This is a genomic window from Mucilaginibacter sp. FW306-07-L, assembly GCF_058782065.1.
Window position 1 is genome coordinate 482,884 of the sequence record NZ_JBYSXI010000002.1, and the last position, 21,498, is coordinate 504,381.

At 47.0% G+C, this 21,498-nt stretch carries 15 protein-coding genes; 5 read left to right on the plus strand and 10 right to left on the minus strand.

Going from position 1 to position 21,498, the window contains the following annotated elements:
• Positions 1-18 precede the first annotated feature (18 nt).
• The 5 genes from AC3WJC_RS12295 to AC3WJC_RS12315 all read right to left on the minus strand — a co-directional run bounded on the left by AC3WJC_RS12295 (position 19) and on the right by AC3WJC_RS12315 (position 8,729).
• The gene (locus AC3WJC_RS12295; protein ID WP_492399407.1) at positions 19-1,737 is read right to left on the minus strand and encodes an FAD/NAD(P)-binding protein; all 1,719 of its coding nucleotides are present in this window, start codon (positions 1,735-1,737) and stop codon (positions 19-21) included.
• Positions 1,738-1,900: 163 nt separating this feature from the next.
• Complete coding sequence (locus AC3WJC_RS12300) at positions 1,901-2,992, minus strand: phosphoglyceromutase (protein WP_492399408.1); 1,092 nt, start codon at positions 2,990-2,992, stop codon at positions 1,901-1,903.
• 61 nt (positions 2,993-3,053) lie between these two features.
• Positions 3,054-4,658, minus strand: a complete 1,605-nt coding sequence (locus AC3WJC_RS12305; RefSeq protein ID WP_492399409.1) for a SusD/RagB family nutrient-binding outer membrane lipoprotein — start codon at positions 4,656-4,658, stop codon at positions 3,054-3,056.
• 22 nt (positions 4,659-4,680) lie between these two features.
• Positions 4,681-7,959 (minus strand): SusC/RagA family TonB-linked outer membrane protein, encoded by a 3,279-nt coding sequence (locus AC3WJC_RS12310; protein WP_492399410.1) that lies wholly within the window; start codon positions 7,957-7,959, stop codon positions 4,681-4,683.
• Between the two features lie 182 nt (positions 7,960-8,141).
• Positions 8,142-8,729 carry an HDIG domain-containing metalloprotein gene (locus AC3WJC_RS12315; RefSeq protein WP_492399411.1) on the minus strand — a complete coding sequence of 196 codons (588 nt, stop codon included), beginning with the start codon at positions 8,727-8,729 and terminating at the stop codon, positions 8,142-8,144.
• 168 nt (positions 8,730-8,897) lie between these two features.
• Between AC3WJC_RS12315 and AC3WJC_RS12320 the strand changes: the two genes are divergently transcribed.
• The 3 genes from AC3WJC_RS12320 (at position 8,898) to AC3WJC_RS12330 (ending at position 12,028) form a co-directional block, all read left to right on the plus strand.
• Positions 8,898-9,482 carry a helix-turn-helix domain-containing protein gene (locus tag AC3WJC_RS12320; protein WP_492399412.1) on the plus strand — a complete coding sequence of 195 codons (585 nt, stop codon included), beginning with the start codon at positions 8,898-8,900 and terminating at the stop codon, positions 9,480-9,482.
• A 72-nt stretch (positions 9,483-9,554) separates the two neighbouring features.
• Positions 9,555-10,898, plus strand: coding sequence for a DUF5690 family protein (locus AC3WJC_RS12325; RefSeq protein WP_492399413.1), 1,344 nt, complete (start codon positions 9,555-9,557; stop codon positions 10,896-10,898).
• A gap of 2 nt (positions 10,899-10,900) precedes the next feature.
• Positions 10,901-12,028, plus strand: coding sequence for a TIGR03364 family FAD-dependent oxidoreductase (locus tag AC3WJC_RS12330; protein ID WP_492399414.1), 1,128 nt, complete (start codon positions 10,901-10,903; stop codon positions 12,026-12,028).
• 78 nt (positions 12,029-12,106) lie between these two features.
• On the opposite strand, the gene AC3WJC_RS12335 is transcribed toward AC3WJC_RS12330, so the two are convergent.
• The 5 genes from AC3WJC_RS12335 to AC3WJC_RS12355 form a co-directional block, all read right to left on the minus strand.
• Positions 12,107-13,360, minus strand: coding sequence for an alkaline phosphatase family protein (locus AC3WJC_RS12335; protein ID WP_492399415.1), 1,254 nt, complete (start codon positions 13,358-13,360; stop codon positions 12,107-12,109).
• Positions 13,361-13,437: 77 nt separating this feature from the next.
• Positions 13,438-14,112, minus strand: a complete 675-nt coding sequence (locus AC3WJC_RS12340) for a phosphonatase-like hydrolase (RefSeq protein WP_492399416.1) — start codon at positions 14,110-14,112, stop codon at positions 13,438-13,440.
• A gap of 64 nt (positions 14,113-14,176) precedes the next feature.
• Entirely contained in the window at positions 14,177-17,107 is a 2,931-nt protein-coding gene (locus AC3WJC_RS12345) for an FAD-binding and (Fe-S)-binding domain-containing protein (protein WP_492399417.1), read from the minus strand.
• A gap of 3 nt (positions 17,108-17,110) precedes the next feature.
• Positions 17,111-18,649, minus strand: coding sequence for an L-piperidine-6-carboxylate dehydrogenase (amaB, locus tag AC3WJC_RS12350; protein ID WP_492399418.1), 1,539 nt, complete (start codon positions 18,647-18,649; stop codon positions 17,111-17,113).
• Complete coding sequence (locus AC3WJC_RS12355; RefSeq protein ID WP_492399419.1) at positions 18,649-19,554, minus strand: DUF1338 domain-containing protein; 906 nt, start codon at positions 19,552-19,554, stop codon at positions 18,649-18,651. The genes amaB and AC3WJC_RS12355 overlap by 1 nt, the downstream gene beginning before the upstream one ends.
• A 210-nt stretch (positions 19,555-19,764) precedes the next feature.
• On the opposite strand from AC3WJC_RS12355, the gene AC3WJC_RS12360 reads away from it, so the two are divergent.
• Entirely contained in the window at positions 19,765-20,631 is an 867-nt protein-coding gene (locus AC3WJC_RS12360) for an alpha/beta fold hydrolase (RefSeq protein WP_492399420.1), read from the plus strand.
• Positions 20,632-20,640: 9 nt separating this feature from the next.
• Positions 20,641-21,486, plus strand: coding sequence for an alpha/beta fold hydrolase (locus AC3WJC_RS12365; protein ID WP_492399421.1), 846 nt, complete (start codon positions 20,641-20,643; stop codon positions 21,484-21,486).
• Positions 21,487-21,498: the final 12 nt, after the last annotated feature.

Sequence of the window (21,498 nt, forward strand, 5' to 3'; positions counted from 1 at the left end):
GCAATTGCTGTGCCAGCCTTAACGCAACATGGCTTTTTTTACAAGTGCCGATGCCGCCTCGCCAAAATCAAGGCCTGAATAGTCGGGATTAAAGCCGCCTATGTAAGGCACGGCTAAAATATATATCCGTTCGTTAAGCGCCCCATATCCGTCAACTGCCTGAAAATCATCATTAATAGCAACTCCCGGCACGATGAGGTAATACTCGCCATCACTGCCGGCTATCACTTTTCCATCAGCTTCGGTAAGTACTTTTTGCCCTGCACCGGCATCTTTAAATTTAAGTTTAGCCGGACTTAATACACGATTGTTGATAAGACTTTTGTACGGTATGCTATTAAACGCCAGGTGCGGCTGGCCAATGCAATCCACAAAGGTTTGGTAGTGTTTAGTTTTTTGTTCGCCGTCCTTATCAGTATACGTAACTGTCGCGCCGCCGTTGTTACCGGGTTCAACGGTACCATCTTCCCCAACCGATAAAATGGTTAAAACACCCGCGTTATGCAAGGCAAGCATTTCGCTGGCCGAGCTTTGCGGCACGTAGGCTATAACGATTGATATCAGCGGCATCAGCGTTTTTTTAACACGCTGCATATCCTCCGCCGAAAAGTATTTGGCCGGATAATTCATCGCAAAACTTAATATGCCCAGCATCTCCTTCCAGTATATGGATTCGCGCTTTTTGATGGATCGCTCTGCCTCGTCGTACTCGGCCTGCAACAGTTCAAAAGCATCGCGCTCTTCGCGCATACCCATCATCAAATCAACAAACTCCTCCATTTGCATGTCCTTGATCTTTTCATAAAAATCAGGATCATTCTGCTTGATGCCATCCTTAAAGTTTTTTGCGAACACATAATCAAGCGGTAAAAAACCTTCATTAGCCGCACGCACAGCCGCTATTTCTTTAGCACTCAGCACCGTATCCTTACCCAAGTGCGAATCTTCCAGGTGAAAGCGTACCGCGGGCAGCAAGCCGTTGCGCGAGTGCATCACCATTTTAAAGTTACTACTGTCGGGATATACGCTATAAGTTAGCTTGCCATTATCATCCTTTGCATAACTCCCGTTATACCTGGACAAGGTGCGGATCGCGTCAACAGCAGTTAGGGATGACCCGCGTATGGCTACCTCATGATCGGCCTTGAAAGTTAATTTTGAAGGCGGGTAAGGCGAATCAAAATAGCCTGAGACTTTATCCTCGTATTTTTTTGGCCAGTAATGCCCGCTGCAAATAGCTATACGGTCGTGATCAAATTTATCACCCGCGGCGGTGATCACCTGCACTATGCCTTTTTCAGGATCATCAACTATATCAGCCACCGGGGTATTGTATTTAACCGTAGTATGAATACCTATTTGCTTAGCCTGTTGCAGCAACAACCTGAACTGTTCGGTCAGATACTGGCCAAACAGCAATCTCGGCAGCACTTTGTACTCATTAAAGCGCTCGGGTTTAATGTTATATTTATCCAGCGTATCCTTTGATACGGTATTTATCCAGTCGGACACGGTGGTAACCAATTCCGGGATTTCGTTGCCCGATACATTGGTTACATGCTCATCATTAGCACCGGCAGCGCTGTAGGGCATACCGGCACCAAGGCGGTTGCCCTTTTCATAAATGGTAATGGTTATGGTAGGATCAGCCGCCTCAACAAGGCGTTTATACAGGAACATGGCGCTTGGCCCGCCGCCAATGATCCCGATGTTCAGGTTGTTTTTAGTTGGATTCACAATTAAAGTATATAAGTAACAGGTATAGCGCAACCGGATATACTTACTGGTGGTTGGGCGCTATAATAATTACTTAATAATAAAATTGTTTGCCTGAAATACTAATAAATCAAAAAGCCGGAACACCTTAGTGCACCAGCTTAGAGTCATAAATTTATGCAGCCTATTTTTTGATCACCGAAATAACAGCGTCGCCAACCTCGTGCCCGGCGGCTTTCTTAAAATCAAAGCCTAATAACATGGCCATGGTTTGTGCCAGTTGCTTGTGGTAAGTGGTCGTAGCCGTTTTAACCTCGCCTGTTGGCGGCGTATCCGGCCCCATAACGGCAAACCAGGTTTGCTCTGAATTTTTGACCTCCTGGCCGTGGCTTCTCCAGGTTTCAATGGGCTCCTCGCCACGCCCGTGGTCGCAGGTGATCAGCAGGGTAGTTTTGCCCTTATAAGCCGGATCGCTTTGCACCATATCCCAAAGGGCTTTGATGTATCCGTCTTCCTGCTTTATTCTGTCCAGGTAAAAACTGTAGTTGCCCTCGTGCGCCATATCGTCCGTTTCGTCAAAGGCCAGGTATATTACTTTGGGCTTGTACTGTTTGAGGTATTCTTTAGTATACTCATAGCTGATGAAATCCAAACGGGTTGAATCGCCCAGGTAATGCGGCACATTATGCTGTAACTCGTTCAGGTATTTAATTCGCTCATTGGCATCCTTATTTTTTACGTCAACATAACCGGAGTATACCGGCAGGCCCGAACGCGGGGTATTCAATATCTGCGGAAAGCGCTCCCATGATGCGAATGCCACTACCTTGCCTTTATAGCCTTTTTGTTTGTTGATGAATTCCAGCACGTTCATGTTCGGGTTGGTAATCGGGTCATTAGTATTCATCCGCTTATCCGGGAAACCGGTAAATATCTCGTTATAGCCGGGGTACGAGAAACGGTAAACATTGGCCACTTCATCCTTATTACCCAGGTCGCGGTTGCCGTAAACCTGCCCCTGCCTGCTTACTACCGACCATAAAAAGGGCATCAGTGTGCCGCGCCTTTCGCCCGGAGTAGCCGCCCAATATTTCTTTTTCACGCCATTCTTATCCTCTGTAAACTTTGAGGCGATCAATGCCGAGTCGGCACCGCGAAAAACTTCCTGCCAGCGCAGGCCGTCAAGCGTTACAATGATGAGGTTTTGGGTTTTGGTTTGTGCCCTCGCGCTGTTTAAAGCCATAGCGCCCAGTAATATTAAACACAGTTTTTTCATTGCTTCACGTTTAAAAGCGAACGGCCATTATCGCTAATGGCCGTTCGCTTAGTTTGTGTAATTATTGAAGTATCCACATAACGCCGTTAATATCGTCGTTACCGTTGTATTGCCTGTTAAGCGCGTCCTGGTAATTTTTAGTGTTAGCCGTGCGCTCTACACCAGGGTACTGAAAGCGTTTGGCTATACGGCCACCGTTACCCGTACCCGGGCCTGTAGTAAAGGTTGGCACAAGTGTACGGCGGTAATTAAAGTACGATACCAAACCCGAATGGCGAAACAGGGCCAGGTATTGCTGCTGCAATATCTTTTTCAAACCATCGGCACCATCAGCGTATTTTACGGTTGATTGATTGTAATAGGTATTAAAATCAGCATTAATGGTATAGGTATCATAGTTACTATCAACGTTAACGCCTGTGGTTGAACCCGGGCGGTAAAAGTAAGCGGTAAATGTACCAGCATCCGGAATGCTGTATGATGCCCTTGATGCTTTGATACCTTTAATGTAATAAGTTTCGGCATTGCTACCGGCAGCCCAGCCGCGGTTAATACCTTCTGCGATATTCAGCATCAATTCAGGATAACCTATCTGTACACTTGGCTCGCCGGTGTAGGTTGAGTAAAAATGCTTACGGTTAAGGAACGAGTATTTTTGCAAACCGGCATTATTATACATCACACCCTGGTCAAGCCCCGGATCGGCACCTACGAATGAGGCAAAATCTGTCGGGCTTTGCTTTTGCTTGTCTACCAGGTCACGGGCAGGCTCGGCAGTTACAAATACACGCGGATCCTTAAGCTGTGTTAGCAGGCCAACGTAAGTAGACGACATATTTTTACGTGAACCACTCTGTCCAAAATTATTTGGTGTTTGCGGATAATAATTGTTTGGTGCTAAAAATACATACTGCAGGTTATCCGCATTACTTTCCATCAACGGATATTTAGTTGGGTTGTTGATGATGCCTGCAAAACGGGTAGCCACCTTCAAATCGGTATCCGAAGTTTTTTTGCTTAGCTGAACAAGTAAGCGTACATACAAAGCATTAACCGCCTTTTGCCAGTTACGCAGGTTATTATTAAAATAAATATCATTTTTTAACACAGCGCCCTCGCCGGTACCAAAATTATTGGGGGTAGCGATCAATTGGCCCAGATCATCATTAGCGCTTTCCAGCCAGTTTAACGATTGCAGCATTACCTGTTTTTGCGTATCATACTTTGGCTCCAGGTTATCCAAGCCTTTCAGGGCCTCAGTCATCGGGATATCCCCCATCTCCAGGCTCATTTTACTGAACAGGTAAGCTTTAAAGAATTTACCCAAAGCCTCGTAAGGGTTTATGGCAGCGCCACCGGTAGCGGCAGCCTGTTGCTCCATAGCCTGTACGTTTTTTAACACGGTGTAGTAATCATCACCACCACCCAGATCATAACGGTTGTTACCATAATAATCATAGTTATACAGGTAATACTGGTTGTATATCTCTTTTTGGCCGTCGGGTAATTCGGCTATGCTGTTAAGCACGCCGTTAAACAATAACGCGGCCGGTACATTAGTGGGTACGTTATTATTTTTGGTAAGCTCATCAAAGCTTTTTTTACAACCCGTTACTGATAGCGCTAACGCTACCGGTAATATGTATTGTTTTAATATCTTTTTCATTTTTGTTTACAGCTAAGTAAGTTTAGAATGACAGGTTAAGGTTAAAGCCATAGCTGCGTACAGTTGGCGACTGCAAACCGGTTGAGTTTGTTGCATAGTTGTACTGGTCAAGGTCAACATCCTTAAAGCGTTTATCTTTATAGAAATACAGCAGGTTACGGCCGTAAACTGATACAGTAGCTTTTTGGATGAAGGTTTTTTGCAGCATAGGTTTCGGGAAATCAAAGCTAAGGGTTACTTCACGCAGTTTCGAGAAGGTTTTGCTCATCAGGTTAGCTTCGTCGGCATTGTAATACTTGCTCACATAATCCTGTACAAAGGTAGTTTGGGTGTTTGGCCCGTATTGCAACTGGCCGTAGTTTAACACCGCGCCTGTTTTTGAATCGTAATTGATAGATGCGCCGTTTGATATAACCACACCCTCGCCTACATAGCTGCCATTGTAACCGGTTTTGCCATAATTTTGCCAATCCTTATAACGGGCAGCACCTAAAGCGCCTTCGGCTGTTTCAATATTAGCACCGCCACGCATGGTTTTATTGTGCATATAGTCAATAATTACACCACCTACCGAACCATCAAACTGGAAGCCCATGCTGATAGTTTTGTAACGGATTTTGTTATTGACAGCCCAACTGTATTTAGAACTGGTATTACCCAGGTATTGAGCTACAGGGTTAATCAATGGTTTACCGGCAGCATCATTGATGATCTGGCCATCAGGATTGCGCACAAACGCGGTACCGTACAATTTATCGGTACGATCTCCTTCTTTAAAAAACGTTTGGTAAGTGTCCTGACCTTTTGGTAGCTCCAAATAATGATCATTAAACGTTGCAAAGTTTACCAACACATCCCAGCTAAAACCACCTAAATTTTTAACCGGCGTACCGCTTAGCGATAGTTCGTAACCGGTCTTTTTAGTTTTAAGGGCGTTTACATACTCAATGGTGTAACCTGTAGCAGTTGATATGGCATTTGGTAAAATACGCGGACCATCAATATACTGAAACGCGGTAGCAGTTAAACCTAAACGGCCCTGCATAAATTTAATGTCAAAACCTTCCTCGTAGTTAACACGGGTTGATGTTACAATATTGTTTTGGAATAAATAGTCAGGTGCGTAACCAGCGGTTTGGTTATTGTATGGCTTGCTGATTGTATAAGCCGGTACCAAAGAATAATCAGGGCCATTATATGGTGAGTTATAAGTAGTACCATAGCCCAGCGGATTGTTGAATAACGACGCGCCGGTTCCACCACCAAACACGGTAATCGAGCTGTACGGTGCAGGGCCGATGGTTGTTGACGTAGCATCCGAACGGATATTAGAGTATGACGCCCTTGCTTTTAAATAGCTGATCACCTCAGGTAACTTAACGTAATCAGACACTACGGTTGCTAATGATACGCTTGGGTAAAAATAACTGGTTGGACTTTGGAAAGCTGATGCTTTATCGACACGGCCTGTAGTTGACAAGGTGGCATACTTGCCAAAGCTGGCATCTAATGAGTAGTAAGCACTCATTACACGCATATCCGAATTAAAGTTGGTTGCCTGTACCGGATTTTTCGAGTTACTGAAACTGTAAATGCCGGGCACATTCAGGTAATCGGTTGATGCCCAGTTAGAATTATAGGTAAAGTTACGCATGTTACCGCCAACCAAACCCGAAAGATTAAGGAAGTTTTTGATGGTATAATCGTAGTTCAGCATCAACTCGGTATTGCTGTCGTACAGGTTACGGCGGTCTTCGCGGTAATCGCCCTGGTTACCTTCGCGGCCGTAAGGGTGCGCCGAGAAAGGCATTTTTTCGGTACGCAAAATGTTGTACGTATTGATTTGTGAACGCAGGGTAGCATTCAGGTTATTGTTGATCTTGAAGTTGGCAGACATCCAGCCATACAGATCATTTTTGTAGTGGCCACGTGTCCACTCCTTTACCATGAACCATGGGTTATGATAGCGTGTATACTCGGCAAATTGCTGCTGAATACCCTCTTTACCCGGCTGCCAGATAGCTTTAATATCCGGCGCGTTAACGTCCCAGTCGGCACCGGTCCAAACAGCGATGTTGTATATTAAGCTGTTCGGGCCATACTGCACATCCGGAAAATTATCCGTTGTTTGGCGGTTATAGTTTACGTTACCCTCAAATTTCCAGCGTGGGTTAGGGTTAAAAGAGGCGTAGATGTTAGCGTTGGCTATATCCAGGTATTGCTCAGGAATGTAGCTGTTTTGATGCTGCTGCGAGGCTGATAAACGAATGTTGTATGTATCGCCATTGGCACTTAAAGCAATGTTGTTGTTGGTTTGATAACCGGTACGCAAAAAGTTATCCAGGTTATTGGCACCACGCGCGGTGTAAGGCGTAGCCTGGCGAACACCGTTAATGATCGGGCTATCGTACTGCTCAATTAACTGGCCTGCAAAGTACGGGCCCCAAACGTCGTAATCAGCATCAACACCACCCGGCGCGCCGCCTTTACCGTCAACAAATTTGTAAAAAGTATTTTCGCCCGCGCCGTATGATTTTTGCACGCGCGGAAAAGCCAGGAAACCGGTATTAATAACGGTACTGCTGTTTACATCAACCGTAAGGCCTTTTTTGTTTTTATTACCTTTTTTAGTGGTGATCAATATAGCACCATAAGATGCACGGTTACCATATAAAGCGGCAGCCGCAGGGCCTTTAAGTACGGTATAGGTTTCAATATCATCTGGGCTGATGTTGTAAGTATCGGTATTAATAGGTATACCATCAACCACGTAAAGCGATATTTGGTTACCACGTATACGCACGCTTGGCGCGCCCAACAACTCAGCCGACGGGCCTACCGATAAACCAGCCACTTTACCGGTTAAGCCGGTGATCGGGTTAGGGTCGCGGGCCATGGTAACGTCGTCGCCATTTACGGTTTGCACGGCGTAACCAATGCGGCGGGTTTCCTTTTTAACACCAAGGGCGGTAACAACCACCTCGTTAAGTGCTTTGCTGTCGCCTTTAAGGGCAACCACCATGGTATTGCTGTTACCTACGGTAGCTTGCTGCGGGGCAAAGCCTAAAAATTTAAATTCAAGTACATCGCCTGCATTTGCCGTAATAATAAAGCGGCCATAAATATCGGTTGATGTACCCTGGGTACTGCCTTTTAACATCACTGTTACGCCCGGCAGGGGTTGCTTGTTCTCGTCAGTTACGGTACCGGTAATTTTTGTTTGGGCAAACAAAATAACCGGCGACAGGCAGCACATTATAAATAGTGCGAGCCGTTTTAAATTAGGATAAAAGTGTTCCATGTTTTGCTGTTAAAAAATCTGTGGTGTGACTTTGATTTTATTGCAGCAATAGTAAAGAGTGTTTATTATTTATAAACTAAGTTTAATTTAAATAAACTTTAACGTTTTATTGTGGGAATGTTAACACCCAGGGCCAGTAATAACATTAAACATACATGCTTAACCGATTAAGTTAACAATGCTTATTTAGCGGAATTTTTACGGAGATGATTTACAGCCATTTGTTTAAGAGCCGCAACATTGGTAACAGGTATGTGCTCCAGTTTAGCTTCATCATCCCAATGCCTGAAACGGATGATCAGATCCTTATCCGGGTCGGCTTCAAAGGCGGCTGCTTCAGCATCCGTCGCCACCCCGCCCTGAAATTCGAGCGTAACCCGGCTTGCCGGCGACAGCTTTTCGTAATACTCCGGGTATTTATAGGTAAGGTAACGCTTGGCGATAACATGCGCGCGCACCAGGTTAGCCACCCGTTCCGAAAAACCACGTTCCAATAAATAATCGGCACCCAGTTTCTCGTGGTCTGCATTGCCCATACCATCCATGCTCTCCGCTTCCCCCTGTGCCGCGCACAGGTGGCCAATGTCATGAAAAAAAGCGGCTAAAATCACCTCGTCATCATAACCTTCATGCTGCGCCAGCGATGCCGCCTGCGCCATGTGCTCCAGTTGTGATACAGGTTCGCCTATATAATCTTCGTCGCCATGTTGCTCATATAAGGCAAATACTTCTTCGGCAATAATTTCGGGGGTACGGGTGGTGTGTAGCATGGCTAAGGCAAAACAATAGCATTCATATTAGTATCCTGTTAACCTAATATTATTAAAAATACAGCCTTGTAAAATTATTGTTCGGGCTTTATTTGGGTATTCTTTATTTGTGTGTTGCCAATATATTATATACTTTGCCTGCCAGCTAACCATCCCCCATTATTATCAATGGAAGACGATATACTGATACAGATAAGTAACCGCATTAAAGAACGCCGCCGCGAAAAGAACATTACCGTGCAGGAACTGGCCACCATGGCCAACGTAAGCAAAGGCCTTATCTCGCAAATTGAAAACAGCCGTACCATACCATCCCTTATTGTACTGATAGATATTATTAAGGCGCTTGATATTGACCTGAACGTTTTTTTTAAGGACATACGGCATAAAGAAGGCAAGGAAGCGCCTATCATCAAAAGAAAAAGCGAGTATGAGCATTTTGAAAAGGAGGATGCCCACGGCTTTCACTACCAGCGCATATTCACACAATCCATCAAAAACTCAACGGTTGATATTGTGATACTGGAGCTCGAACCCGGGGCGCATCGCCCGATGGTACAAACCGAGGCCTATGAATATAAGCATATACTAAGCGGAACAGTTGAATACCAGTTTAACGACAATAGCTACATCCTTAACCAGGGCGATTCTATGCTGTTTGATGGCCGTATAGCCCACACGCCTAAGAACGCGGGCACTAACACAGCCAGCATGTTAGTGATTTATTTTTTTGAGGAACATCCAAACGCTTAAAGGTAACTTAACATTGGCTTTGTTTATTTTTAATAAACAAAGTTTATTATTGCTAAACTATAATTGTTTAGCATGTCTCCTTCCAGTAACATCCCTAATGCGAATAGCCCTGTAAAATATCGACTGCAAAAACGGTTAGGAACATTGCCTTACGGATTAATTTCGGTACTCGCCGCCATATCCGCTTTTGGGGCTTACACCTGCATGTATGCTTTTCGCAAAGCCTTCGCGGCTGGCACTTACCCTGGTGTTGAATTTATGCATGTGAGCTATAAAGCCTGGCTGGTTATAGCGCAGGTATTGGGTTATACGCTGAGTAAATTTTATGGCATCCGTTTTATAGCCGAAGTAAAGGCACTCAACCGCGGCAAAAGCATCTTGCTACTGATCGGCATCTCCTGGCTGGCCCTGCTGGGTTTTGCGCTGGTGCCTGCCCCTTATAATATTATCTTCCTGTTTATTAATGGTTTCCCACTGGGGATGATCTGGGGACTGGTATTCGGCTACCTGGAAGGTCGTAAAGCAACCGAATTTATGGCGGCCGTATTATCCATCAGCCTGATATTCGCCTCCGGATTTGTTAAAACCGCCGGGCGCACGCTTATCAGCAATTTTGGTGTTAACGAATATTATATGCCCTTTTTAACCGGGGCGTTGTTTGCCATCCCCTTAATACTATTTGTACTGTTTTTAGAGATAATGCCCCCACCTACCGAGCAGGATAAATTACTACGTACCGAGCGTACCCCCATGAACGCTGCCGAACGCCGTACCTTTTTGCTGCGTTTTCTGCCGGGCATCATCCTCACCGTAGCGGTGTATGTTATGCTTACCGTGATACGCGATATTCGCGACAACTTTGAGGTGGAGATATGGCATGGCCTCGGCATTAACAGCAACAGCATTTATACCAATATTGATTCGGTTATATCCATCGTTGTACTGGCGGGCATTAGCTTGCTTATATTGGTAAAGGATAACCTGAAGGCCTTTGGCATTATCCACATTTTTATTATCTGCGGATGCCTGCTTGCCGGTATATCAACCTTATTGTTCAATGCCGGTACCATCAGCCCCATTACGTGGATGACGCTTGCCGGACTGGGCCTTTATGCGGGTTATGTGCCCTACAACGCCATATTTTTCGAGCGGATGATCGCCTCTTTTAACTATAAAAGCAACGTCGGTTTTGTAATGTACATTGCCGATGCTATTGGCTACCTGGGCAGCGTTAGCGTATTGCTGGTAAAGGAGCTGGGCAACCCAAACGTGAGCTGGGATACCTTTTTTAAGGATGCCTTACTGATTTTGGCTATTACCGGTGGCGTTGCAGGCACGCTATCACTTATCTACTTTTTACAAAGCGCGCGCCGGTCGCGGGTGCAAAATAAACCGTTAAATTTATCAGCAGTATAAATATGAATAACAGATCTGCCATAGTTATAGGCGCGGGTATTGTTGGCCTGGCCACCGCCCGTGCACTGGCCACACGTGGCTATAAGGTTACGGTATTTGAGCGTAACGAACGCGCGGTTGGCGCATCCATACGCAACTTCGGTATGATATGGCCCATCGGGCAGCCAAACGGAGCATTATTTGAACGCGCCATGCTGTCGCGCGGTATCTGGAAACAGGTAGCCGCCGAAGCCGGCATCTGGCATGACGAGGTGGGCTCGCTCCACCTGTCCTACCATGATGATGAACTACAGGTGATGACCGAGTATGCCGACCTGAATAAAACGGTGCGCGATTGCGCCCTGCTATCACCTACAGAGGCCTTAGCCAAATCGCACGCGGTAAACCCGGATGGATTGAAGGGCGCGTTATGGAGCGGTACCGAAATGATTGTGGAAGCCCGTGCCGCCATTGGGCAGGTTGCCGCCTACCTGGCCGAAAAACATGGCGTAACTTTTTACTGGAACACAGCCATCAGCGCGATAAAAGGCACCGAAGTACGCAGCGGCAGCCGCACCTGGCAGGCCGATGAAGTATTTGTTTGCGGCGGTGCCGAATTTGAAACCCTTTACCCTGAACTGTTTGCCGAGGCACCACTCACCAAATGCAAACTGCAAATGATGCGCCTTGCCGCACAGCCCGATGGCTTACGCATTGGCCCGTCGCTTTGCGGCAGCCTCTCCATGATACACTATCCGGGGTTTGGTGCCGCCCCATCATTACCGGCTTTGAAAGCCCGCTATGAGGAGCAATATGCCGAATACCTGAAATGGGGCATCCACGTAATGGCTTCACAAAATCATTTAGGCGAACTTACCGTGGGCGATTCGCATGAGTATGGCCTGGTGCACGATCCGTTCGATAAGGAATTCATCAACCGTATGATACTGGATTACCTGGCCACGTTTACCCGCTTTAAAAACAACCAGGTAATACAAACCTGGAACGGCATCTACCCTAAACTCACCAACGGCCAAACCGAACTGGTGCTGCAACCCGAATCTGGTGTTACCATTATCAACGGCATCGGCGGCAACGGAATGACACTTGCCTTCGGCCTTTGCGAGCAACTGATCGCCGCGAGGCAATAACAAATCAATAGGCATTATTAACAAAAACGGGGCTTGCAGATAATGCAAGCCCCGTTTTTGTTAACTTATAATTTGTACTTACTTTTTAGGCTTAACTACAAACCAGGTGTTCACCATATTGTACTTGCCCTCAATGCAAACTTTATAAATTTCTGAAGGGGTATCCTTAACAGAGATCAGCGCGTGGCCGGAATCGCCGTTATATTTGCCCATTAATTTGTAGGTATCACTCTTTCCCTCTTTTACATTATTGGTGGTAGCTACCCAAATATTAACTTGTTCACCCTTATTTAGGGCCTTCCAAGTAATATCCAGATCACCCTGTATCAGATTCACCTTTGGCTGTGCAACAGACACCTGGCCGGTTAAGGGCACCCCATCTATTTCACGCTGATATTTTACCGGTATGCTGATGTTCATAAAACGGGCGAGCGATGGCATAATGTCAACAATGCCGGGTTTGTAGTAATTGGCGTAAGTATTGATATCCTTAGTATTGGTAACTATCCAGGTGGAGCGCTGCCTGTCTGACTGTCCGCCATGCCCTTTGCCGGTAGCTTCATCCCTGCCATGGTCAGTAGTGATGTAGATCTGCCAGCTTTCGTTAAACTTTTGCTCGCGGTACTTAATGGCTTCCCAAATGCTGCCGATCTGCTTATCAAGCATACCAATGGCGGTATAGTATTGTGGACTATCGCCATAACGGTGACCCATATCATCCGTATATTCCAGGTAGATCCACGACAGGTCAGGTGCCTGTGTTTTAATGCTGGCTGACGCGTCGGCCACTACTTTTTCGTCAATACGGTGCATGTAGGCGCTTTCCTTATCGTGCTTAAAGTTTACCGTGTCCAGCTCAAAGCCATCGGCATGAATATCCACCTGAATATTATTGGTTTGCTTTAGGCCATCGCCAACCAGTTTGGTACGGTTATCTTCCCAGCTCGAAAATACAGCTATTTTTTTCTGCGGATACTGATCCTTAAATAACCTGAAAATGGTGGGGTAGTTATAGTTAGGCGCTTTAATATCGTTATCCCAAACGTTGTGCTTATTTACCCAGGTACCGGTAAGCAGGCTGTTATAGCCAACTGCCGATATGGTTGGCGTTTGCGAATAGCCATCCTTTTCGCCGCCTACATGGGCACGCAGGTACTTACCGCCGGCTGCTATTTTTTGCAGGTTAGGCATTGGCAGTTTCTCGATCACATCCGCCGGAATGCCATCGGCAATAATAAAAACGGCTTTATGGGTTTTAGGCTGGGCGATAGCTGCGGAAACAGCCACAACAAAAACGGCCGTTAGCTTTACAAATTTGGTGTTGATAAGCATGTATGAAAGTTTTATGCAAGGTAAGCACTTGCCCTTTACAAGGCGTTAAGCAATTATTATTTTATCAGGATGCGAGGTTAAACCAGCGGCAGGACTTCCAGCAGGTTATTGATGATGTGATCGGGTTGCGCTGATTGTAATTGCTCCACCGTATGCGCCCCGGTGGTGATACCGATGCTCATGGCACAGCCCGCGTTTTTACCCTCCTCAATATCAATAATTGAATCGCCAACCTTAACTATTTCCGCTGTGCTGATGTTGTACATTTGGGCTGCCAGGTTAATCATATCCGGCGCGGGGCGGCCACCTTTTACATCGCTGGCGGTGATCAGTATATCGTACTCCACCCCCGCCTGCCATTGCAACTTATTTAATATGGTTTGCGCTACGTGGCTGCTGTAACCGGTATTTAATACCACGGTAATACCTTTGGCTTTTAGGGATCTAAAAACATCCAGCACGTTAGGCTGGGGCACAATATTATGGTTGCTGTAAGCCGCATCCAGTTGCGCGGAAAATTTCTGAAAAATGGTTTCGGCAATAGCGTTATTTTCAACCCCGGCATAGGTTTTTAAAATGCTTTTGATAGCCTGTAGTTTTTCCATACCGGCACCTACGGCCAGCACTTCATCAAATGTTACGGAATAACCAGCTTGGTTAATAGCATTTTGAAGGGTTTTATAAACAACGTTCTGTTCGTCAACGGTAGTTCCGGCCATGTCAAACACAACCATTTTTATAGTAGTAGCCATTGTAAATTATGTTTAGCAAAACTAAACATAATTCATTATTGATAAACAAATTCTGTATTAAGTTTTAGTTAACGGGATTGGTTTTAACAAGTGCATCCCATAATATTTCGGCAGGATGCTGTGCTGTTACCGCAGTGCCATCTTTGATCTGGTGACGGCAACTGGTGCCCGGCGTGGCTATAATGCAGCCTACTCCGGCATTGCGAACGGCAGGGAACAAAACTAACTCACCAATACGCATAGAAACATCATAATGCTTATCCTCGTAACCAAATGAACCCGCCATACCGCAACAGCCCGAAGGGATAAGCTCCACCACATAATTAGCAGGCAAGCTCAACGCCGTTTGCGACACCGCCTGCACATTCCAGGCCTTTTGCTGGCAATGCCCGTGGAGCATAACCTGCCGGTGTTCGTTGGTGAATTGATCGCCGTTAATGTTGCCATTTTTTGCTTCGCGGGCGATAAACTCCTCGAACAACAAAGCCTGTTGAGCGAGTTGCTGCGCCTGTGGCAGTAACTCTTCGCGTACCAGGTCAGGATATTCATCCCGAAAGCTCAGGATGGCTGATGGTTCGATGCCGATCAAGGGCGTATCCTCACTTATCAGCGGAGCTAACAGTTCCACATTTCTTTCAGCCACGGCTTTGGCCTGCCGCAACAAACCTTTGGAAAGCATGGTACGCGCGCTTTCCAGGTGCTGCGGAATAATTACTTCATAGCCCAGCGCTTTTAGCAGTTTTATAGCTTTTTGGCCGATGTTTACATCATTATAATTGGTAAACTCATCGCAAAAAAAGTAGACACGTTTACCCTGCTGCTTTTTATCAACCTGCTTTTTATACCACTGCTGCAAGGTTTGCGGGGCCAGCCTGGGCAGGGTACGTTTTGCCGAAAAACCAAGGCTTTTTTTAAGCGCATTACCGATAGCGTTATCAGCCATGAAAAAATTATACAATCCCGGCCAGGCCATACCCAGTTTATTGAGCCTGGGCAGCGCGGCTATCAGTTTAGCCTGCACGGGAGTACCGTTGGCATCGTAATAATGCTGCAAAAACTCAGCTTTTAGCTTGGCCATATCCACGCTGGATGGGCACTCCGACCGGCAGCCTTTACAGCTCAGGCATAGATCCATCACTTCCTTTATTTCAGGGTGATCAAAGCGGTTCAGTTTTTCGGAATTCGTGAGGTAATGGCGCAACGTGTTGGCGCGGGCACGCGTGGTATCTTTTTCATTACGGGTAGCCATGTACGATGGGCACATGGTACCGCCCGCCTGCGCTGATTTGCGACAATCGCCCGAGCCGTTGCATTGCTCGGCGTGCTGTAAAATATTTTGTCCGCGAAAGCGGAAAACAGTTTCGATAGGCGGCGCCTGCTGCCCCGGCGTATAACGCAAATACTCGTCCATTGGCGGGGTACCGGTTATTTTGCCGGGATTAAATATGCCCTGCGGATCCCAGGTTTGCTTGATGGCTTGCAGCAGGCGGTAATTCTTCTCCCCAATCATCTGCGGAATGAACTCACCGCGCAAGCGCCCGTCGCCATGCTCGCCGCTTAGCGAGCCACGATATTTTTTAACCAGTCCGGCTATTTCCTGCGCTATGATGCGGAATTTTTTGACACCTTCGGCAGTCTTTAAATTCAACATGGGCCGCAAATGCAACTCGCCCGAACCGGCGTGGGCATAATACACGCTGTACAAGCCATGCTTCGCTAATATCTGGTTAAACTCAGCTATATAAGCAGGCAGGTCGACAGCATCAACGGCGGTATCTTCAATAACGGCTACCGCCTTTTCATCGCCAGGCAAATTGCTCAGCAAGCCCAACCCCGCCTTACGTAACGACCATACGGCATTCTGTTGTTTACCCGTAAGCAACGGAAAATGATAACCCACCCCCCCCTGCCTTAATTCATCCTCAAGCCGTGCGGCAATGGCAATCAACTCATCATCACTTTTTGCCGATAGCTCCACCACCAAAATAGCTTTGGGGCTGCCCTGCACAAAAAAACGGTTAAGTGCCTGCGATGGGTTATCGAGCGTACAATCCAGTATGTAATGGTCTATCAGCTCGCACGATCGCGGCTGATAGTTAAGGGCGATGATATTGGCATGTAAGGCCGCATCCACCGAGGGACAGTGCACGCAAAGCAACCCGGTTATTTGTGGGGGTAGTTCTTCCAGGTTCAGCCTGATCTCGGTGATAAAAGCCAGCGTACCCTCTGAGCCGCATATCAGTTTGCAAAAATTAAAATCATCGCCACCAGCGTTAAAGGGATTGCTGTTCAGCAGCACATCAACGGCGTAACCGGTGTTGCGGCGATTAACGCTTTCCTTCGGGAACTCGCGGCGGATCTCCTGCTGTACTTCCCAATCGCCAAGCTGCTGCCTGATGGTTCGGTACAGCGATGCTTCGAGCGTGTTACCCTCGCCCGCGGCAATAAATTCGTCAAAATTCATCGGCCTGAAAACCGTTTCGCTGCCATCACTTAACAAGGCCCTAACTTCCAATGTATGGTCGCGCGTGCTGCCATATACCAGCGAGTTGGAGCCACAGGCATTATTGCCCACCATACCGCCGATCATGGCGCGGTTGGCGGTTGAGGTTTCAGGACCGAAGTACAAACCGTACGGGCGTAGGTAGCGGTTCAATTCATCGCGCACCACGCCGGGCTGTACACGCACCCATTTTTCGGCGGTGTTTACTTCAATGATCTGCGTAAAATGTTTGGATACATCAACCACCATGCCCTTGCCTACTACCTGCCCGGCCAATGAAGTGCCGGCGGTGCGGGGTATCAGCGAGGTTTGATTTGCTTTAGCAAAGCTGATGAGTTTTTTCAGATCAGCCTCGTTCTTCGGAATAGCTACAGCCAGCGGCATTTCGGAGTAGGCAGAGGCATCCGTAGCGTACAGTACACGCATCAGTTCATCCGTGTGTAATTCGCCTGTTAATGCCTCCCTGAGTTCCCGAAGTCCGTGATCGAGCATCCCCTAAAAATCGAATTTTATACCTTGCGCCAATGGCAGTTGAGTTGAATAATTAATAGTATTGGTTTGCCTGCGCATATACGCTTTCCAGGCATCAGAGCCTGACTCGCGGCCGCCGCCGGTTTCCTTTTCGCCACCAAAAGCACCGCCAATTTCGGCACCCGAGGTACCGATGTTCACGTTGGCGATACCGCAGTCAGAGCCCGCGCCGGAAAGGAACAGCTCCGCCTCGCGCAAATTATTGGTCATGATGGCGGATGACAAGCCTTGCGGCACACCGTTTTGCAGGGCGATAGCTTCGTCCAGGGTATCGTATTTAATAAGATATAAGATAGGCGCAAAGGTTTCGTGCTGAACGATGGCGTAGCTATTCTCTACCTCGGCAATGCAGGGCTTAACATAGCAGGCCGAAGCATACCCCTCTCCCTCCAATACACCACCCTCAACCACAAAGTTGCCGCCCTCTGCCTTGCATTTTTCAATGGCATCCAGATAATTTTTAACCGCGTCAGTATCTATCAGCGGGCCCATGTGGTTATTGCTATCCAACGGGTTGCCAATCCGGATCTGTTTATAGGCGCTAACCAGTTTCTGCTTAAAATCATCATAAACCGAATTATGAATAATCAGCCTGCGTGTTGAGGTACAACGCTGCCCGGCAGTGCCCACCGCGCCAAAAACGGTGCCAATAAGCGCCATTTCCAGGTTAGCATCCGGTGTGATGATAATGGCATTGTTGCCGCCCAATTCCAGCAATACCTTGCCCAGCCTTGCAGCTACCGCGGTTGCCACGGCCTTGCCCATGCGGGTTGAGCCGGTTGCCGATACCAATGCCAAGCGTGGGTCATTAGCCATCAGGCTGCCTACCTCACGGTCGCCGATAACAAGGCAGCAAACACCCTCGGGAATATCATTCGCCTTAAATACTTTACTGATGATATGCTGACAGGCCACAGCCGTAAGCGGTGTTTTTTCGGACGGTTTCCAGATGCAGGTATTGCCGCAAACCAAGGCCAGCATGACATTCCAGCTCCATACCGCCACGGGGAAGTTAAAGGCCGATATAATGCCCACCACTCCTAGCGGGTGATATTGCTCGTACATGCGGTGCAGCGGCCTTTCGGATTGCATGGTTAAGCCATACAACTGGCGGCTTTGCCCAACGGCGAAATCGCAGATGTCTATCATCTCCTGAACTTCGCCCAGGCCCTCCTGCAGGCTTTTGCCCATTTCGTAACTTACCAGCGCGCCGAGATCATCCTTGGCCTCGCGTAGGGCATTGCCAACCTGGCGAACGATCTCACCCCGGCGTGGCGCAGGCACGGCACGCCAGGCTGTAAAAGCCTGCTGAGCCTGATCGGTAGCTTTATTATAATCATCCCCGGTAGCCATATTTACCTTGCCGATGGCTTTACCATCTACCGGTGAATAAATGGTATGGGCATTCGTGCTGTTAACTTCGCCCCAAACACTGCCGGTGCTGTAGGCAGGATTAACGTCATTTATGTGTAATCTGCTTAATATCTGTTGTATATCAACCATTATTTTTGGGTTTGACTGGTGTATGTACTTTCAAAAATCTTATCGGCATTGCCGGTTTCAAAACCCTCACGGCGCTGCGCGGTGGTTAGCTGCGCTGCCGGAATATGGCTAAATTCAGGGAGCGGACGGCGCTCGGCAAACTCCACGTAGCTGCCTGCTATGGCCAGCGTTTCGCCACCGGCAAATAGGGCTTCCTTCATTTCGGCAACGGTGCTGCTCTGGCTTAATAATCCATCCGGACTCGTCTTGATCTTGCCGCCCTCGGTATTCAGCCTGATGCCCAAACCCTCCACGAAGGTATTGAAATCCTCAATGGTATTATAGCCGTTTTTAAGCGCGTGCACGCTGATGGTGTAATGATTAAGGTAGTAGCGGTTGTATATTACCCAGGCAGCATACTCATTCTCCTCAAGCAGGCGCAGGTAATCAGCCTTGGTGGGGCGATCCCATAAGGGTTTTTGAAAGAACGCGCCAACTTCGGCACCGTTATCCAGATCGAGCGTATCTACCGGGTCACTATGTATATCGGCGGTATATTTTTTAATGATCTGCTGCGCTTCGGGCGATAATTCATCCACCCGCAACTCACTGATAAATATGCGTGGGTAAACAGTCTCCGGCGGTGAGAACCAGTAGGCATCCAGTTTCTTTTTTTCAAAGTGATAATGATCGCGCTGCGTATAGCCGTAGTGCAAAAATATTTTGCCTAATGAGGCTATGCCCAGATGCGGCAGCCCCAGCGTACGAAAGGCAACATGGTCGTTCACAATATCCTGCTGCGAGGCAACCACACCTTTTTCAACCAGCGCGGCGGTGATCCGCTTAACGGCAGGCACACCTTCGCTGTAGCGTTCAAACAAATCGTTAAGGGCTATGTCCAGCGGTTTATGCTCATTAAATTTCATAATCCTATGTATTATATCAGTAATATAAACGGATTTGGGGGCTTATAATTTTAGTACTAATATCAACAAATTATACAAGCCTGTATTAAATTTTACCAACATGCCTGAAAATCAGTGCATATTAAATAATATGCCATATTAATGTAAAATAAACAAACATATTATACCTTTATATGTACCAATAACACCGGCTTTTATTAATAACTGACTATGCCCTTATATAAATTTATATTACTGATCGTTTTGTTTACCGCCCCGGCAATGGCTTTCTCTCAAATTGCCGAAATGGATACTACCACTTACGGCCGCAATGCCGCTACCGGCAAATACGCCAACATACGCGGGTTTAAAATGTATTATGAAACTTATGGCAAAGGCGAACCCTTGCTTATTGTTCATGGTAACGGTGCCTCCATCAGCAGCTTTATTTTCCAGATACCTTACTTCGCTAAAAACTATAAAGTGATCGTAGCTGATAGCCGCGCGCAGGGAAGATCAACGGACGCGACAGATTCGTTAAGCTACGAGGTGATGGCCGACGACCTGAACGCGCTGCTGGATAACCTGCATATTAAAAATGTTAATGTAATTGGTTGGGGCGATGGTGGAATTAATAGCCTGCTGCTTGCCCTGCGGCATCCTGATAAGGTAAAAAAACTGGCCATTACCGGTGCGAACCTGAGGCCTGATACTACTGCCGTTGATGCACAGATAAACAACATGGCCATGGGCTGGAACCACCAAATACAGGACTCATTAAAACTGATGAAACCCGCCTCGACAAAACTTAAAAACGTAGCTAAGGTGATGCACCTGCTATCTTACCAGCCCAATATCCCGGCATCGGCATTACATAAAATTACCTGCCCGGTGCTGGTTATGGCCGGGGATCATGATGTGATCAAAAACAGCCATACGCTCGAAATAGCCGAGAATATCCCAAACGCCTATCTGTGGATCATCCCCAACTCGGGACATGCCACCCCTATTTATAAAAAGGATTGGTTTAATAAGGTGGTTGATGAATTCTTTAAAAAACCATACCGCAAAATTGAGGGTGAAGGCCGTTTTAATTAACCAGGGAACATGATGCGCATCTATAATAGATTAATAATACTGCTACTATGCGGCTTTACCTTAACCGCGACAGCACAAAAATATGGCAGCAACAGCGGCGCCGGTAAATATGTAAAGCTACGGGGCTTTAAAATGTACTATGAAACTTATGGTGAGGGTAAACCCTTGTTACTGGTGCATGGCAATGGCGGCTCCATCAGCAGTTTTGAGAACCAGATACCTTACTTCGCCAAAAACTACAAGGTGATAGCGGTTGACAGCCGGGCACAAGGCAACTCAACAGACCCTACCGACTCGTTAAGTTATGATATGATGGCGGATGATTTGAACGCCCTGTTAGATACGCTGCAAATTAAAAGCTGCTACGTAATTGGCTGGAGCGATGGCGGCATCAACGGCCTGGCCCTTTCCCTTCGCCATCCGGATAAGGTGGCCAAGCTGGCCATTACCGGCGCTAACCTTCGGCCCGATACCACAACCCTGCATCCTTTTGTGTATAATGATATTGCCAAAACGGATAAGCGTTACAGCGATTCGCTAAAGAAAGATGGCAAGAATGCCGTATTAAAAAACTCATGGAAAGTGAACCACATGATGCTGGTTGAGCCTAAAACCATATTAGCCGACCTGCACAAGGTACGCTGCCCAGTGCTGGTTATAGGCGGCGACCATGATGCCATACCCACCCACCACACCATCGAGATAGCGCAAAACCTCCCGGAATCGTATTTATGGATCGTCCCTAACTCGGGCCATGCAACCCTTGTTAATTATAAGGACCAGTTTAACAATACAGTAGAACATTTCTTTAAAAATCCCTACCGCGCTATCAGCGGTGATGACCGGTTTAATTAAAGTACAATACCT

Coding starts and splice junctions, on each gene's coding strand:
- AC3WJC_RS12300 (WP_492399408.1), bottom strand. CDS start 2,992: ATGAAAAAACTGTGTTTAATATTACTGGGCGCTATGGCTTTAAACAGC.
- AC3WJC_RS12305 (WP_492399409.1), bottom strand. CDS start 4,658: ATGAAAAAGATATTAAAACAATACATATTACCGGTAGCGTTAGCGCTA.
- AC3WJC_RS12310 (WP_492399410.1), bottom strand. CDS start 7,959: ATGGAACACTTTTATCCTAATTTAAAACGGCTCGCACTATTTATAATG.
- AC3WJC_RS12315 (WP_492399411.1), bottom strand. CDS start 8,729: ATGCTACACACCACCCGTACCCCCGAAATTATTGCCGAAGAAGTATTT.
- AC3WJC_RS12320 (WP_492399412.1), top strand. CDS start 8,898: ATGGAAGACGATATACTGATACAGATAAGTAACCGCATTAAAGAACGC.
- AC3WJC_RS12325 (WP_492399413.1), top strand. CDS start 9,555: ATGTCTCCTTCCAGTAACATCCCTAATGCGAATAGCCCTGTAAAATAT.
- AC3WJC_RS12330 (WP_492399414.1), top strand. CDS start 10,901: ATGAATAACAGATCTGCCATAGTTATAGGCGCGGGTATTGTTGGCCTG.
- AC3WJC_RS12335 (WP_492399415.1), bottom strand. CDS start 13,360: ATGCTTATCAACACCAAATTTGTAAAGCTAACGGCCGTTTTTGTTGTG.
- AC3WJC_RS12340 (WP_492399416.1), bottom strand. CDS start 14,112: ATGGCTACTACTATAAAAATGGTTGTGTTTGACATGGCCGGAACTACC.
- AC3WJC_RS12345 (WP_492399417.1), bottom strand. CDS start 17,107: ATGCTCGATCACGGACTTCGGGAACTCAGGGAGGCATTAACAGGCGAA.
- amaB (WP_492399418.1), bottom strand. CDS start 18,649: ATGGTTGATATACAACAGATATTAAGCAGATTACACATAAATGACGTT.
- AC3WJC_RS12355 (WP_492399419.1), bottom strand. CDS start 19,554: ATGAAATTTAATGAGCATAAACCGCTGGACATAGCCCTTAACGATTTG.
- AC3WJC_RS12360 (WP_492399420.1), top strand. CDS start 19,765: ATGCCCTTATATAAATTTATATTACTGATCGTTTTGTTTACCGCCCCG.
- AC3WJC_RS12365 (WP_492399421.1), top strand. CDS start 20,641: ATGATGCGCATCTATAATAGATTAATAATACTGCTACTATGCGGCTTT.